The organism is Bradyrhizobium sp. CCBAU 51753 (assembly GCF_015291565.1).
Classification (GTDB): Bacteria; Pseudomonadota; Alphaproteobacteria; order Rhizobiales; family Xanthobacteraceae; genus Bradyrhizobium; species Bradyrhizobium ivorense.
Map to the genome: position 1 here is coordinate 1,452,248 of NZ_CP030037.1, position 15,712 is coordinate 1,467,959.

A 15,712-nucleotide genomic window follows, 5' to 3' on the forward strand; every position below is an offset into this window, starting at 1 on the left:
TCTCGCGCAACTGGTGATGAGATTGCCACTAACCGCTTTTGCGAACAAGATGAAGCCACTAGATAACGCAAAGTCACACAACAATATCCGGGGCAGGCATGAATCCTCCGTCGCTGTTCTCTCCGCTCAAGGTCGGGCCGTACGAGCTCAAGCATCGCGTCGTGATGGCGCCGCTGACGCGGCTGCGGGCGGCGCGGCCATCTCTCGCGCCGCGGCCGCTGAATGCGGAATATTACGCGCAGCGCGCCACGCCCGGCGGGCTCCTGATCGCGGAGGCCTCGCCGGTGGTCGCGACCGGGTTCGGCAATCCCGGTGTTCCCGGCATCTACAGCGAAGCCCAGGTCGCGGGCTGGCGCGAAGTCGTGAATGCCGTGCATGCCAAGGGCGGCCTGATCTTCCTGCAGCTCTGGCACGTCGGCCGCGTCTCGCATTCCTCGTTCCAGCCCGGCGGCGCGTTGCCGGTGGCGCCCTCCGCGGTGGCGATCTCGCCCGAGTTCAGGTGCCTCACGGCCGACGGCAAGGTGGTCGACTACGAGACGCCGCGCGCGCTCGAAACCCACGAGATCCCGCTGATGATCGACGCCTACCGGCAGGGCGCCAAGAATGCGCTGGCCGCCGGCTTCGACGGCGTCGAGATTCACGGCGCCAACGGCTATCTGATCGAGCAGTTCCTCCAGTCGCGCAGCAATCAGCGCACCGATCAATATGGCGGCTCGATCGAGAACCGCGTCCGCTTCCTGATGGAGGTGACGCAGGCGGTGACCGAGGTCTGGGGTGCGAATCGCGTCGGCGTGCGGCTGTCGCCCTACGGCATCGCCAACGGCAGCGGCGAGGCCGACCCGATGCCGCTCTACAGCCACGCCATCAGATCGCTCGACAAGCTCGGGCTCGCCTATCTGCACTTCATCGAGCCGCGCGCCTCCGGCACCGGCCGCGCCGACGTCGACTGGAAGAACGTGCCGTCGGCGATGGTGCTGTACCGCCCGATGTGGAGCGGCGTGCTGGTGACCGCCGGCAATTTCACCGGCGACAGCGCGCAGCGCGCCGTCGCCGAAGGCCACGCCGACGCGATCGCCTTCGGCCGCTACTTCATCTCCAACCCGGACCTGCCGCGCCGCCTGCAGCACGGCCACAGACTGACGCCGTACAACCGCGCGACGTTCTATGGCGGCGAGGAGAAGGGATACACGGATTATCCCGTGCACGACGAGTTGGAACAGGCGTGATCTCGTAGCTTCGTCGGAGCTTCGTAGCCCGGATGAAGCGTAGCGTAATCCGGGACCTCTGCATCCGCGGATCGACCGCCCCCGGATTTCGCTTCGCTGCATCCGGGCTACAATGACTGCATCCTCGTCATTGCGAGGAGCGAAGCGACGAAGCAATCCATCGCACCGCATACGCCGGTCGATGGATTGCTTCGCTTCGCTCGCAATGACGGTGGGAAATGGAGCGACCGATGTTTCCGGAAGACGAAGATTTCTCACCCGCCAAAAAGCCGAAACCCGTGGCCCTCGCAAAGCCGGCCGCGGGCCAATGCCTGTGCGGCAAAATCCGCTTCGAGATCGACGTGCCGGCGCGCTGGGCCTGGCACGACCACACCGCCGCCAGCCGCCGCGCCCATGGCGCCGCTTACGCCACCTATGTCGGCAGCTGGCGCAAGCGGTTCCGCATCACGCAAGGTGAGAGCGGGCTCTCGCGCTACGAGGATCCGAAAACCAAGACCGCGCGCAGCTTCTGCGCCAATTGCGGCACGCCGATCGCTTATGAACGCGCGCGTTCGCCGCACATGGTCAACATCCCCCGTGCGCTGTTCTCGGGCCGCACCGGGCGGCAGCCGCTCTATCACATCGCGATCGAGGAGCTGCAGGAATGGGCCTACACCGGCGAGCCGCTGGTGCCGCTGAAAGGCTATCCCGGCGTGGTCTGGCAGCGCTCGAAAAAGAAGAAGCGCGGCGATCGCGAGGGAATGTTCTAGGACGTTTTCCGATTTGATCAAAAGCCAAGCGTCAGACGCGCGCCTGCGGAATGCAGCCATGACCGCGCGCTCGATTGCTCCCGCTGCGCAAGTTTGGTCATCTGCCGCGTCCCGTCGGCCAACGCGCTGACCGGCCCGGAGGAAACATGAAGAACCGCATTACCGGACGCTCGGCATTCTTGGCGCTGCTGAAGGACGAGGGCGTCACCCATCTGTTCGGCAATCCCGGCACCACCGAGCTGCCGATCATGCACGCGCTGAAGGATCATCCCGACCTCACCTATGTGATGGCGATGCAGGAGAGTCTGGTGGTCGCGATGGCCGACGGTTTCAGCCGTGCTTCCGGCAGACTGGTCGCCTGCAACGTTCACGTCGCGCCCGGCCTCGGCAATGCGATGGGCTCGCTCTACAATGCGAGCTTCACCGGCACGCCGCTGATCCTCACCGCCGGCCAGCAGGAACAGGGCCACGGCCTGACCGAGCCGGTGCTGTTCGGCCCGCTGCTGCAGATGGCGGCACCGCTGGTGAAATGGGCGGTCGAGGTCACGCGCCTGGAAGACCTGCCGCGGATCGTGCGCCGCGCCGCCAAGATCGCGACCACGCCGCCGACCGGGCCGGTGTTCATTTCGCTGCCCGGCGACATCCTCAACGCCGAAGCCGGCATCGAGCTCGGCCGCTCCACCCGCATCGATACAAGCGTCAAGCCGTCGGACGAGTCGCTGAAGGCGCTGGCCGCGCGCATCCTGAAGGCGGAGCGTCCGGTGATCGTGGTCGGCGACGAGATCGTGAAAAGCGACGCGCTGCGCGAGGCGGCCGACCTCGCCGAGACGCTGGGCTGCCCGGCCTGGCAATCGCCGACGCCCTATGGCGCGCATTTCCTCTCGGAAAGCCCGTGCTTCATGGGCGCGATCGCGCGGCTGCAGAAGGTCGCGCGCGACGTGCTGGCGCCGCATGATCTGTTGATCGCGCTCGGCGGCGATCCGCTGCGGATGTCGGTCTATAGCGAGGTCGATCCGCTGCCGGAGGGCGTGTCGATCGTGCAGGTCGGGCTGGTCGACAACGATCTCGCCCGCAACTACGGCGCCGAGATCGCGGTCAAGGCCGACGTCAAGGAGACGCTGCGCGCGCTGGTGCCGGCGCTGAAAGCGGCGGGGGGCGCCGCGCTGGAAACGCGCGCCAAGCAAGGGCTCTCTGCGCTGTCGACGAAGAACTGGGCGGCGAAGCGCAAAGCGCTGGTCGAGCAGATCGCGAAGTCCAGCCACACATCGCCGATCGATCCGGATTGGCTGGCGCTGCAAGTCGTCGAGGCAATGCCCGACAACGCGATCCTGGTCGACGAGGGCCTGACCTCGTCGCGCCAGATCATCGGCCTCAGGCCACACCGCGACCGCTACGGCTACCACGCGCTGGCCTCCGGCGGCATCGGCTGGGGCCTGCCGGCCGCGGTCGGCGTCAGCCTCGCCAATCCGCAGCGACCGGTGGTCTGCTATTCCGGCGACGGCTCGTCGATGTATTCGATCCAGTCGTTGTGGACCGCGGCCAACCACAAGCTGCCGCTCACCTTCGTCATCGTCAACAATGGCGGCTACCGCATCATCAAGCAGCGCCTGCTCGCCTTCCATGGCGACGACAACTACGTCGGCATGGATTTCATCGATCCGCCGGTCGATTTCACCGGCATGGCAAGGTCGCTTGGCCTCGAGGCGATCAAGGTCACCGATCCGCAGGAGCTGAAGGGCGTGATGCAGTCCGCCTTCAGCCGCCCGGGCGCGAAGCTGATCGAGGTGGTGGTGAGCAATGCGGTGAATTGAGTTCGCGCCGCGCGCTCACTCTTGCACCGTCACCCTGACTTTTCCACCGTCACCCTGAGGCGGCCGCTTCTTCAGCGGCCCTCGAAGGGTCGACGGCCACCAGCCGGGCCGTGCATCCTTCGAGGCTCGCAAGAGCTCGCGCCTCAGGATGACGGGTGAAGAGGTTCGCTACTCACCCTACCCAGTTCACTTCACCCGATACCGGCTCCCCGGATGCGTGCCGTCGAGCCGCGCGCGTCCTGCGCCGAACAGTTTTTCCCGCAGCGTGCCCTTCGCATACTCGCGCTTGTAGCGGCCGCGCCTCGTCAGTTCCGGCACCAGCATGTCGGCGATGTCCTCGAAGTCGCCGGGCGAAATCGCGAAGGCGACGTTGAGGCCGTCCACGTCGGTGTCCTCGAACCACTGCTCGATCTTGTCGGCGACCTGTTCGGGCGAGCCGACCACCACCGGACCGGCGCCGCCGATGCCGACATGCTCGGCGACCTCGCGCACGGTCCAGACCCGGTCGGGGTCGGCGCGGGTGACGTTGTCCATCGCGGAGCGGCCAGCGTCGTTCTGCACGTGCCGCACCTCCTGGTCGAGCGAGTAGGTCGAGAAGTCGACGCCGGTCCAGCCCGACATCAGCGCCAGCGCGCCCTCATGGCTGATGTGGCTGCGATACTCGGCGTATTTCGCTTTCGCCTCCGCCTCGGTCGGCGCGACCACGATGCACATCATCGAGAACATCAAGATCTCGGCCGGGTTGCGGCCCTTCTGGGCGGCGAGCTCGCGGATCGCCGACACCCGCGGGCCGATCACCTTGGCCGACGGTCCCGACATGAAGACGCATTCGGCATGCTCGGCGGCGAACTCGCGGCCGCGCGGCGAGGTGCCGGCCTGGTAAAGCACCGGCGTGCGCTGCGGCGAGGGTTCCGAGAGATGGATGGCGTTGAGCCGGTAGTTCTTGCCCTCGTGGCGCACCGGATGCACCTTCGCAGGATCGGTGAACAGGCCGCGCGCGACGTCGCGGACCGCGGCGTCGTCCTCCCAGCTGCCTTCCCAGAGCTTGTAGACCAGCTCCATATATTCGTCGGCGAGCTCGTAGCGGTCGTCATGCGCGGTCTGCTTGTCCTTGCCGGCGCCGCGCGCGGCCGAATCGAGATAGCCGGTGACCACGTTCCAGCCGACCCGGCCGCCGGTCAGATGGTCGAGTGTCGACATCCGCCGCGCGAACGGGTAGGGCGGCTCGAACGAGAGGTTGCTGGTGACGCCAAAGCCGAGATTTTGCGTCACCGCGGCCATCGCCGGGATCAGCATCAAGGGCTCGTTGGCCGGCGTCTGCGCCGCGTTGCGCAGTGCGGCATCCGGACTGCCCGCGTAGACGTCGTAGACGCCGAGCACGTCGGCAAGGAACAGGCCGTCGAACCGGCCGCGTTCCAGCGTCTTCGCGAGATCCGTCCAGTAGCCAAGCGTGTTGTAGTCCTTGGTGCGGTCGCGCGGATGGGTCCACAGCCCCGGTGACTGATGCGCCACGCAGTTCATGGCAAAGGCGTTGAGCCGGATCTGTTTTGTCATTGTGAAACCTTGCGCGCCGCTTCAATTGATGCCCGGTCGAATGCCGGGCTTCCCCGTGTGCAACTTGTTGCCACTCCCCACGTTTTGGCAAGGCCCATTCGCGTTTCGCGCCCTTCCGGTCGCGATCCGATCCCGATAGGTTGCCGCTCTCTGGAAGCACGATCCGGAAAGATCATGCTCGAATCTGACTCGCTGAAGGGACAATCATGGCGACACGGGCCGACGCAATCGCAAATGTGCGAGAGCATTTTCAATCGGGGCAGTTTTTGCAGGAGCTGAACCGCAGGGTCGGCTACCAGACCGAGAGCCTGAACGCCGACAAGGCCGACGCGCTGCGCGCCTATCTGGTCGAAAACCTGCAGCCGGCCTTCGCCGAGCTCGATTTCAAGACCCGCCTGATCGAATCGCCGACCGGCCGCGGGCCCTATCTGATCGCCGATTACCAGGAAGATGCCGCGCGGCCGACCGTCCTGACCTACGGCCATGGCGATGTCGTCGACGGCATGGTCGGCGAATGGCGCGACAACCTCAATCCGTGGCAGACCACGGTGAAGGGCGAGCGCGTCTATGGCCGCGGCACTGCCGACAATAAGGGCCAGCACTCGATCAACATGGCGGCGCTGCGCGCGGTGAAGCAGGCGCGCGGCGGCAAGCTCGGCTTTAACGCAAAATTCATCATCGAGACCGGCGAGGAGATCGGCTCGCCCGATCTGCGCGAGGTCTGCGAGGCGCATCGCGAGGAGCTGAAGGCCGATCTGTTCATCGCCTCCGACGGGCCGCGGCTGTCGGCGGAGCGGCCGACCATCTTCCTCGGCTGCCGCGGCGGCAACCGCATCCATCTCGACGTCAACTTACGCGATGGCGGCAACCATTCCGGCAATTGGGGCGGCGTGCTCGCCAATCCCGCGACCATCCTTTGCAATGCGATCGCCAGCCTGGTCGACGGCAAGGGCCGCATGAAGCTCGAGATCATGAAGCCGCCGCCGATCTCCAATCGCGTCCGCGCCGCGCTCGCCGACGTCAAGATCGAACCGTCCGCCGATGAACCGCAGCTCGCCGAGGATTGGGGCGAGGAAGGCCTGACCCCGGCCGAGCGGCTCTATGCCTGGAACACGCTCGAAGTGCTGGCGATGTCGTCAGGCAATATCGACAAGCCGGCCAATGCGATTCCCGGCAAGGCCAACGCGGTGCTGCAGCTCCGCTTCGTCGTCGGCACCAAGTATCTCGAAGTGATCGACGCGGTGCGCGACTATCTGCACAAGAACGGATTTCCGATGGTCGAGGTATCAGGCGCGCAGCGTTTTGGCGCGTCGCGCACCGACATGGACAGTCCCTGGATCGACTGGGCGGCCAATTCGATCCGCGCCACCACCGGCAAGGCGCCCGCGGTGCTGCCGAATTTCGGCGGCTCGCTGCCCAACGACGTGTTCTCCGAGGGCCTTGGGCTGCCGACGATCTGGGTGCCGCACTCCTATCCGGGCTGCTCGCAGCACGCCCCCGACGAACACATCCTGCTGCCGGTGACCGAGGAGGCGCTGACCATCATGGCCGGCCTGTTCTGGGACCTCGGTGAAGCAAAGCATAAGGGGTGAGGAGCTAGGCTCGCCCGTTCCCCGTCATCCTGAGGTGCGAGCCTCTTCGGCGAGCCTCGAAGGATCGACGGCCACCAGCCGGGCCGTGCATCCTTCGAGGCTCGCAAGGGCTCGCACCTCAGGATGACGGGGACGACGTGGATGCCCGGGTCAAGCCCGGGCATGACGAACGGATGGATCGACGCTGAAGTCGGCAAAGGAAACACAATGACACTATCAACGTCCGCAGACGCGCAGCGCGCAGCTACGGTCGATAAGAAAAACATCACCCGCCTGATCGTCGCGACCTCGGTCGGCAACGCGCTCGAATGGTACGACATCTCGGTCTATGCCTATTTCGCGGTCTATCTCTCCAAGGCGTTCTTCCCCGCCAATGATCCGACCACCTCGCTGCTGCTGACCTTCGGCACCTTCGGCCTGTCGTTCATGATCCGCCCGATCGGCGGCGTGCTGCTTGGCGCCTATGCCGACCGGCATGGCCGCAAGGCCTCGCTGATGGCCTCGATCGTGCTGATGACCTTCGGCACGCTGGCGCTGGCGGTGATGCCGACTTATCAGAGCATCGGCATCGTGGCGCCGATCGCGGTGATCCTGGCGCGGCTGGTGCAGGGCTTTTCGGCCGGCGGCGAGTTCGGCTCATCGACCGCGTTCCTGGTCGAACACATGCCGGAGCGGCGCGGCTTCGTCGCGAGCTGGCAGTTCGCGAGCCAGGGCGTCAGCGGCCTGTTAGGGGCAGGCTTTGGCGCGCTGCTGACCACGGTCATGAGCCCGGAGGATCTGCAATCCTGGGGCTGGCGGCTGCCGTTCCTGGTCGGCGTGCTGATCGGCCCGGTCGGCATCTACATCCGCAACCATGTCGACGACGCCACGCCGCCGCCGGCAACCAAGCAGGAATCGCCCGTCGTCGAGCTGTTCACGCGGCAGAAGCTCGCCACCATTCTGGCGATCGGCGCGCTCGCGGTGTCGACCGCGGTGAACTATCTGATCGTCTACATGCCGACCTATGTGGTGCAGAAGCTGCACATGGCGCCGTCGGTCGGGTTCGTCGCCTCGCTGGTGGCGCAGACCGCGGTCGCGATCCTGGCGCCGATCGCGGGCCTCGTCTCCGACCGGATCGGCCGCACCACGCACATGATCATCTTTGCGCTGCTGCTCTTGGTGTCGATCTTCCCGGCCTTCCTGCTGCTCACCGGCAATCCGACGCCGATAATCGTGCTGCTCGGCGTGCTCTGGCTCGGCATGCTCAAGTCGCTGTATTACGGGCCGCTGGCCGCGCTGATGTCGGAACTGTTTCCGCCGGCGACGCGTGCCACCGGGCTCGGCCTCAGCTATAATATCGGCGTCACCGTGTTCGGCGGCATGGGGCCGGCGATCATGACCTGGATGGGCCTCTTTGCACCGATCGGCGATCTCGCGCCGGGCTATTATCTCACCGCGGTCTGCATCCTCAGCCTGTGCACGTTGTTCACGATCCGCAGGATGCGGCTCGCGTAGATCATGCTGCGGATTTCGCATCACGAAATTCGCTGCATCGAATTGCTGCAAAGCAGCGTAGATAGTTGAAATCAAAGTTTCACCTGACGAAAGTATACGATGTGCCGTCGCCGCCGTCCGCTCTAGGATGGCGGCTGATCACGATCGGCGATTGAGGCAGGCATGAACGCGTCCACGACTGCGACCGCACGGGCAGCCCGGAAGCGGCCGCTGCCGGAGCCCGGCCAAGCCGACAAGTTCAACGCCATCCAGAAAGTCTGTGCGGTGCTGCGCGTGCTGGCGCAGCGCTCGCCGCTGCGGCTCACCGACATTGCGGACGCCACCTCGCTGAACAAGGCGACCGCGCTGCGCATCCTCAACTCGCTGATCGAGGAGGGCTTCGTCAGCCGGGTCACCGGCGCCAAGACCTACGAGCTCGGCCAGGAGGCGCGGGTGATGGCGGTCGGCGCGCGACGTTCGGTCGACATCGCTGAGCTGGCGCAGCCGAGCCTGCTGCGGCTGTCCGAGCGTTCCGCCGACACCGCGCTGCTGTCGGTGCGCTCCGGCGTCGAGGCGCTCTATCTCGCACGCTCGGTCGGCAGCAATCCGCTGCAGCCGAACTATCTGCAGATCGGCAGCCGCCGTCCGCTCGGCGTCGGCGCCGGGGCGCTGGCGCTCCTGGTCTGGCTGCCGGACGCGGAGATCGAGGCAGTGATCGAGGTGATCGTGCCGCGGCTGGCGAAATCGCCGCGGATCACGCCGAAATTCCTGCGCGAGAAGATCGCGACCGCGCGCAAGGCCGGTCACACCGTGCTGATCGACGCGGCGTTTCCCGGCATGGGCGGCGTCGGCGTCCCGGTCCGCGACGAAACCGGCGAGGTGGTCGCCGCGCTCTCGATCGGTGCCGCGTCCGACCGCATCCGCCGCCGCGAGGCCGAGCTTGCCGAGATGCTGAAGAAGGAAGCCCAGGTGCTGGCCCGCGCAATGGCCCAGGCGCCGAAGAACGGGCGCGGCGGGAAGGTGGGCTGAGGCGGCGCCGCTTGCTTCGCCTCTCCCCGCGCGCGGGGAGAGGCCGGAACGCATCGAAGATGCGATCCGAGTGAGGGGGAGTTCCGCGAGTCCGATTGTCACCGTCTACGCGGAGAGAGCCCCTCACCCCAACCCTCTCCCCGTGAAGAACGGGGAGAGGGAGCAGACCGCCGGCGGCGCGGCAGCGGCGTCGACGCGAGCGCAGGCTCTTTTTCACCTCTCCCCGCTTGCGGGGAGAGGTCGGATCGCATCGCCAGATGCGATCCGGGTGAGGGGGTACAGGTCTCACCGCGTCCACGACTCGCCGAAGCAGCCCCTCACCCCGACCCTCTCCCCGTAAAGAACGGGGAGAGGGAGTGGATAGACGACGCCGCGTCTCAAGCCCCCTCGTCCAGCGCCACCAGGTCGCGCTTCTTGCGCAGCGCCGGCAGCAGCGGGCCGATCAGCAGCAGCGCGGCGAAGGCGAGGCAGACTGCGGAGATCGGCCGCTCCACAAAGGTCATGAGATTGCCCTGGGAGAGGATCAGCGACTTGCGCAGATTGTTCTCCAGCATCGGTCCGAGCACGAAGGCGAGCACCAGCGGCGCCGGCTCGTAGCCGAGCTTGCGCATGAAATAGCCGATCACGCCGAACGCGATCATCACATGGACGTCGAACACGTTGTTGCTGGAGCAGTAGACGCCGATGATGGTGAACAGGATGATCAGCGGGAACAGCACGTTGTAGGGCAGCCGCAGCAGCTGCACCCACATCCCGATCATCGGCAGATTGAGCACCAGCAGCATCAGATTGCCGATATACATGCTGGCGACGATGCCCCAGAACAGGCCGGGGTTTTGCGAGATCAGCAGCGGTCCGGGCTGCAGGCCGTGGATCACGAAGGCGCCGAGCAACAGCGCCATCACCACGTTCGGCGGGATGCCGAGCGTCATCAGCGGAATGAAGGCGCCGCCGGCCGCGGAATTGTTGGCCGACTCCGGCCCCGCGACGCCCTCGATCGCGCCATGGCCGAAGCGTTCGGGATGTTTCGAGAGCCGCTTCTCCAGCGCATAGGACGCGAACGACGCCACCACGGCGCCGCCGCCCGGCAGGATGCCGAGGAAGAAGCCGAGCAGGGTGCCGCGCGTCACCGGCCCGGCGCTGGCCTTCCAGTCCTCCTTGTTGGGCAAGAGCTGGGTGATCTTGGTGTTGATGATGTCGCGCTTGATCGCCTGCTCGGTGTTGAGCAGCACCTCGGCGACGCCGAACAGACCCATCACCACAGGCACGAGGCCGATGCCGTCGATCAGCTCGATGCGGCCAAACGTCAGCCGCGGCTGCGCGGTGATGCTGTCGAGCCCGACCAGGCCGAGCACGACGCCGATGCAGGCCATCAGCAGCGCCTTGGCCATCGAGCCTTGCGTGAGGAAAGTGAGCACCACGAGGCCGAGCACCATCAGGCTGAAATATTCGGCCGGGCCGAACGCGATCGCGATGCCGGCGAGCGAGGGCGCCACCAGCATCAGCGCGATCAGCGAGAAAGTGCCGGCGATGAACGAGCCGAACGCGGCGATGCCGAGTGCCGGGCCGGCGCGCCCTTGCTTGGCCATCTGGTGGCCGTCGATGCAGGTGACGACGGAAGCGGCTTCGCCGGGGATGTTGACCAGGATCGAGGTGGTCGAGCCGCCATACATCGAGCCGTAATAGATGCCGGCCATCATGATGATGCCGGACTCGGGCGTGCCCGACAGCGTCACCGGCAAGAGCAGCGACATCGCCGAGATCGGGCCGATGCCGGGCAGCACGCCGACCAGCGTGCCGATGAACACGCCGATGAAGCAGTAGAGCAGGTTGATCGGCAGCAGCGCGACGCCGAGGCCGTGAGCGACGTTGGCAAGGGTATCCATGGGCCGCGCCTCAGCCGATCTCGAACATGCCGTGGGGCAACTGAATGGACAGCAGGTGCTTCAGCATCCACCACATCCCGAGCGGCGCCAGGATCGCGATGGGGATCGCCACCGACCAGCGCACCGGATCGATCAGGCGCAGCAGGAGCAGCATCAGCGGGATCGCCGAGAGCAGGAAGCCGAGCGGCTCCAGCGCAAAGGCGAACGCGGTCAGGCAGGCGATCACCAGCACCGGCTTGCTCCAGCGCGCATGCTCCCAGCGCGAGGCGAAACTCGGCCCGCCCTCGGTGACTGCGGAGACGATGATCGAGGCTGCGAAGGCGCACATCAGGATGCCGGTATAGAACAGCACATAGCCGGAGCCGGGATCGTTGATGGTGCCGAGCTTCAGCTTCAGGCCCGACCAGATCACGAAGACGCCGAGCGCAAGCCCGATCAGCCCGCCCCAGAGCTCGGAGTTGTTGAGGCGGAGTTTGACGTTGGTTTGGTCACTCATGGGAATGCCTTCGGAAATCGCCCACCCGTTGGGTTTGGGCATTGATCTATCCCCGTCATTGCGAGCGAAGCGAAGCAATCCATTGTCACCGCGCATGCGGAAGGATGGATTGCTTCGTCGCTACAGCGCAAAATTGCTTTGCAATTTTGTCGCAACGCTCCTCGCAATGACGGAAGCTGATGGCGGCACGGCCGTCAGCCGCGCCCTACTTCTTCGCCAGCCCGAGCGTGTCGATCACCTTGCGCTCGGACTCGGTGACCTCGACCACGAACTTCTTGTAGTCCTCGGTGTTCTTGTAGTTCGGCACCATATCGTATTTGGCGAGCGTCGCGATCACCGCCGGGTCCTCGAGCGCCTTCTTGAAGGCGTCGTGCAGCTTGGCGACGATCTTGGGGTCCATGCCCTTGGGGCCTGCGATGCCGAACGGCGAGTCGTAGACCATGGGATAGCCGAGCTCCTTCAGCGTCGGCACGTCGGGATAGTTCGGCGAGCGCGCGCCGGTCCACACCATCAACAGCTTGAGCTTGCCGGCATCGACCAGCGGCCGCCAGCCGGTGGAATCGGCCTGCAGCATGGTGTGCTGTCCCAGCACCGCGGCGTTGGTCTCGGCGCCGCCCTTGAACGGCACCTGGGTCAGCTTGATCCCGGCCATCGCGGCGATCTGCTCCATGCCGATATGCAGCGAGGTGCCGGTGCCCGGCGTCGCATAGGTCACCTTGCCGGGGTTCTTCTTGGCGAAGTCGATCACGTCCTGCCAGGTCTTGAACTGCGACTCTGCGCTGGTAGTGACGCCGAAGGTGTAGCCGGTGAGGTGGATGATGTAGGAGAAGTCCTTCGCCGGATCCCAGGACACTTCCTGCATCAGCGGCAGGCGGAACACGGTGATCGGCAGCTGCGCGATGGTGTAGCCGTCGGGCTTGGCGGTCGCGGCCATCGTGGCGGGGCCGACGGTGCCGCCGCCGCCCGCCTTGTTGTCGATGGTGACGGGCTGGCCCAGCACCTTCGAGGCGCTGTCGGCGATCGCACGCATCGAGATGTCGGTCGAGCCGCCGGCCGGCCACGGCACGATCAGCGTGATCGGCTTGGTCGGATAATCCTGGGCGTGCGCCACAGCCGAGAGCAGCATGCCGGCGGCGGCGAGCAGGACCATCAAACGATTGCGCTGGGACATTCTTGGTCTCTCCCTTGTGGCCGCGTTGCGTCGCGCGCCGGTCTTGTTCAGTGGTGAGGATGATCCCCGTCATCGCAGGGACACAAGCCGCATTGGACAGAACGCGGCGGGCAACGGAAGGCCGAATTCGCCGCGGAGCCGCAGCTGCGACAATTGGTCTGCCGCGATGTGCCGAGGCGCGGAATTAGCCCGGCATTTGCGCCGATCGACGGGCATGGCGGAGACCGCGCAGGGCGGTCCTCGGGGGGCCGCGCCATGACCCGGGTGCCGCGTTTGGTCAAGCGAATAATCCAGGGAACCCAAGGGCATGGGCACCTTGCGAGAGCCCACGCTTCCGGTCATCATGGGTCGTTCCAACGCAGGAATGCTGTCCGACCGATGACGCCATCGCCCGACGCCACCGACGACGCCGTCATCAGGGTGTTTGCCGGCCTTCCCGCATTGCTCGACCGGGCGCCGGGGCTGGTCGAGCGCGGCCGGCGGCTCGATTGCGATTGCCTGATCGGACCGATGGAGCAGCCGTTTCACGCCGCGATCCGGGCCGGCCGCATCGTCGAATTCACCGCGGCGCCGCGCCTGATGCGCTCCTGGCGCTTCGGCTACCGCGCCACGCCGCAGGCTTGGGCGGCCTATTGGCAGGCCGAGCCCAAACCCGGCTGGCACGATCTGCTGGCGCTGACCAAGCGCGGCGAGGCGGTGCTGGAGGGCGATCTTTATCCCTTCATGACGCATCTGCAGTATTTCAAGGATCTGCTGGCGCTGCCGCGGCAGCAATTCGCGGTGGCTGCACCATGAGCCGTCGCATTGAGCACGGCCAGATCGAGCCGATGGTCGGCCGCTACGTTCACGTCGCGATCGGCGGCGAAGCGCACCGCATCTATTTCGAGGAGCACGGCAAAGGCATTCCGCTGGTCTGCCTGCACACCGCGGGCTCCGATGCGCGGCAGTGGCGGCATCTGCTCGCGGACAGCGAATTTGCTGCAAATTTCCGCATCATTGCCTTCGATATGCCCTGGCATGGCAAGTCGAATCCGCCGAAAAGCTGGACCGGCGATGAATACCAGCTCACCACTGCGCGCTACACCGAAACCATCCGCGCCTTCTGCCATGCGCTCCGCCTGGAGAAGCCGGTCGTGATGGGCTGCTCGATCAGCGGCCGCATCGTGCTCAACCTTGCGATCGAACACGCTGCCGAATTCCGCGCGCTGATCGGGCTCGAGGCTGCCGACTTCCAGGCGCCGTGGTACGATACGGATTGGCTGAACCGCCCGGACGTGCACGGCGGCGAAGTCTGCGCCGCGCTGGTCTCGGGGCTGATCGCGCCGCAAAGTCCCGATCACGCGCGGATGGAAACGCTGTGGGCTTACAAGCAGGGCGGCCCCGGCGTGTTCAAGGGCGACCTGTATTTCTACCGTGTCGACGGCGACCTGCGCGGCCGGGTCGGGTCAATCGATACTAAAGTATGCAGGCTCTATCTGCTCACGGGCGAGTATGATTTCTCCTGCACGCCTGAGGACACGAGGCGGACGGCAGCGGCAATAGGGGGCGCCAGCGTCACGATCATGGAGAAGCTCGGTCATTTTCCGATGAGCGAGAATCCCGATCAGTTTCGCCGCTACATCGCACCTGTCCTCGCCGACATTCTCACACACACATCGACCGTTTCCACGCAAGGAGTAGACGCATGACACGCAAATATCTGATCGGCTTCGCGCTCGCCGCCGCGCTCGGCGCGGGCCAGGCGCAGGCCCAGGAATTGACCGGCACGCTGAAGAACATCAAGGACACCGGCGCGATCACGCTCGGCTACCGCGATTCCTCGATCCCGTTCTCCTATCTCGACGACAACCAGAAGCCGATCGGCTACGCCATGGACATCTGCTACAAGATCGTCGACGCCATCAAGAAGGAGCTCAAGCTCGACAAGCTCGAGGTCAAGCTCAATCCGGTCACCTCGGCGACCCGCATCCCGCTGATGGCCAACGGCACCGTCGACCTCGAATGCGGCTCGACCACCAACAATGCCGAGCGCCAGAAGCAGGTCTCCTTCACCAACTCCCACTTCCTGACCGCGAGCCGCTACGTCACGAAGAAGGCGAGCAAGATCAACTCGATCGACGACCTGAAGGGCAAGACGGTGGTCTCGACCGCCGGCACGACCAACATCAAGCAGCTCACCGAGGCCAACCTCGCGCGCGGGCTGAGCGTCAACATCATCCCGGCCAAGGATCACGCCGAGGCCTTCCTGATGGTCGAGACCGACCGCGCGGTCGCCTTCGTGATGGACGACATTCTGCTGGCGAGCCTCGTTGCCGGCTCGAAGGCGCCGGACGACTACGTGATCTCCAAGGACGCGTTCTCCAAGCCGGAGCCCTACGGCATCATGCTGCGCAAGGATGACGCGCCGTTCAAGAAGGTCGTCGACGCCGCCACCGCCGCGCTCTACACCAGCGCGGAGGGCCAGAAGATCTACGACAAGTGGTTCACCCAGAAGATCCCGCCGAAGGGCCTCAATCTCAACGTGCCGCTCGGACCGGAGATGAAGAAGCAGCTTGCCAAGCCGTCGGACTCGCCGGATCCGGATGCGTATCTGGTGAACTAAGGGCGAGAGCGCAAATCGCGGCTCTCTGACGTCATTGCGAGCGAAGCGAAGCAATCCATTCTCACCGAGCACGCGGAAACATGGATTGCTTCGTCGCTTCGCTCCTCGCAATGACGGGGATGC

13 protein-coding genes are annotated in these 15,712 nt (G+C 65.6%); 9 read left to right on the forward strand and 4 right to left on the reverse strand.

Annotated elements, in window-relative coordinates:
- Positions 1-98: 98 nt before the first annotated feature.
- The 3 genes from XH93_RS06675 to XH93_RS06685 all read left to right on the forward strand — a co-directional run bounded on the left by XH93_RS06675 (position 99) and on the right by XH93_RS06685 (position 3,786).
- Complete coding sequence (locus tag XH93_RS06675) at positions 99-1,226, forward strand: alkene reductase (protein ID WP_194472896.1); 1,128 nt, start codon at positions 99-101, stop codon at positions 1,224-1,226.
- A gap of 230 nt (positions 1,227-1,456) precedes the next feature.
- Positions 1,457-1,975: a GFA family protein gene (locus tag XH93_RS06680; RefSeq protein ID WP_246799497.1), complete on the forward strand. Its 519-nt coding sequence runs from the start codon at positions 1,457-1,459 to the stop codon at positions 1,973-1,975.
- Positions 1,976-2,121: 146 nt separating this feature from the next.
- Entirely contained in the window at positions 2,122-3,786 is a 1,665-nt protein-coding gene (locus XH93_RS06685; RefSeq protein ID WP_194472897.1) for a thiamine pyrophosphate-binding protein, read from the forward strand.
- 186 nt (positions 3,787-3,972) lie between these two features.
- On the opposite strand, the gene XH93_RS06690 is transcribed toward XH93_RS06685, so the two are convergent.
- On the reverse strand, positions 3,973-5,340 hold the full coding sequence (locus XH93_RS06690) for an LLM class flavin-dependent oxidoreductase (protein ID WP_194472898.1): 1,368 nt from the start codon (positions 5,338-5,340) through the stop codon (positions 3,973-3,975).
- Positions 5,341-5,546: 206 nt separating this feature from the next.
- Here XH93_RS06690 and XH93_RS06695 point away from each other — a divergent pair, with 206 nt between their 5' ends.
- From XH93_RS06695 to XH93_RS06705, 3 genes are all read left to right on the forward strand, one after another.
- A complete protein-coding gene (locus XH93_RS06695) occupies positions 5,547-6,932 on the forward strand; it encodes a M20 family metallopeptidase (RefSeq protein ID WP_194472899.1) in 1,386 nt (461 codons plus the stop codon).
- Between the two features lie 207 nt (positions 6,933-7,139).
- A complete protein-coding gene (locus XH93_RS06700) occupies positions 7,140-8,426 on the forward strand; it encodes an MFS transporter (RefSeq protein ID WP_194472900.1) in 1,287 nt (428 codons plus the stop codon).
- A gap of 162 nt (positions 8,427-8,588) precedes the next feature.
- Positions 8,589-9,434, forward strand: a complete 846-nt coding sequence (locus XH93_RS06705) for an IclR family transcriptional regulator (protein WP_139863530.1) — start codon at positions 8,589-8,591, stop codon at positions 9,432-9,434.
- 377 nt (positions 9,435-9,811) lie between these two features.
- On the opposite strand, the gene XH93_RS06710 is transcribed toward XH93_RS06705, so the two are convergent.
- The 3 genes from XH93_RS06710 to XH93_RS06720 form a co-directional block, all read right to left on the reverse strand.
- Positions 9,812-11,320 (reverse strand): tripartite tricarboxylate transporter permease, encoded by a 1,509-nt coding sequence (locus XH93_RS06710; protein ID WP_194472901.1) that lies wholly within the window; start codon positions 11,318-11,320, stop codon positions 9,812-9,814.
- Between the two features lie 10 nt (positions 11,321-11,330).
- The gene (locus XH93_RS06715) at positions 11,331-11,816 is read right to left on the reverse strand and encodes a tripartite tricarboxylate transporter TctB family protein (protein ID WP_194472902.1); all 486 of its coding nucleotides are present in this window, start codon (positions 11,814-11,816) and stop codon (positions 11,331-11,333) included.
- Between the two features lie 205 nt (positions 11,817-12,021).
- Positions 12,022-12,987 carry a tripartite tricarboxylate transporter substrate binding protein gene (locus tag XH93_RS06720; RefSeq protein WP_194472903.1) on the reverse strand — a complete coding sequence of 322 codons (966 nt, stop codon included), beginning with the start codon at positions 12,985-12,987 and terminating at the stop codon, positions 12,022-12,024.
- A 378-nt stretch (positions 12,988-13,365) separates the two neighbouring features.
- On the opposite strand from XH93_RS06720, the gene XH93_RS06725 reads away from it, so the two are divergent.
- From XH93_RS06725 to XH93_RS06735, 3 genes are read left to right on the forward strand one after another with little or no spacing between them, the layout of a single operon-like run.
- Positions 13,366-13,782 carry a hypothetical protein gene (locus tag XH93_RS06725; RefSeq protein ID WP_194472904.1) on the forward strand — a complete coding sequence of 139 codons (417 nt, stop codon included), beginning with the start codon at positions 13,366-13,368 and terminating at the stop codon, positions 13,780-13,782.
- Complete coding sequence (locus XH93_RS06730) at positions 13,779-14,675, forward strand: alpha/beta fold hydrolase (protein ID WP_194472905.1); 897 nt, start codon at positions 13,779-13,781, stop codon at positions 14,673-14,675. The genes XH93_RS06725 and XH93_RS06730 overlap by 4 nt, the downstream gene beginning before the upstream one ends.
- Positions 14,672-15,589 carry an amino acid ABC transporter substrate-binding protein gene (locus XH93_RS06735; protein WP_139480745.1) on the forward strand — a complete coding sequence of 306 codons (918 nt, stop codon included), beginning with the start codon at positions 14,672-14,674 and terminating at the stop codon, positions 15,587-15,589. The genes XH93_RS06730 and XH93_RS06735 overlap by 4 nt, the downstream gene beginning before the upstream one ends.
- Positions 15,590-15,712: the final 123 nt, after the last annotated feature.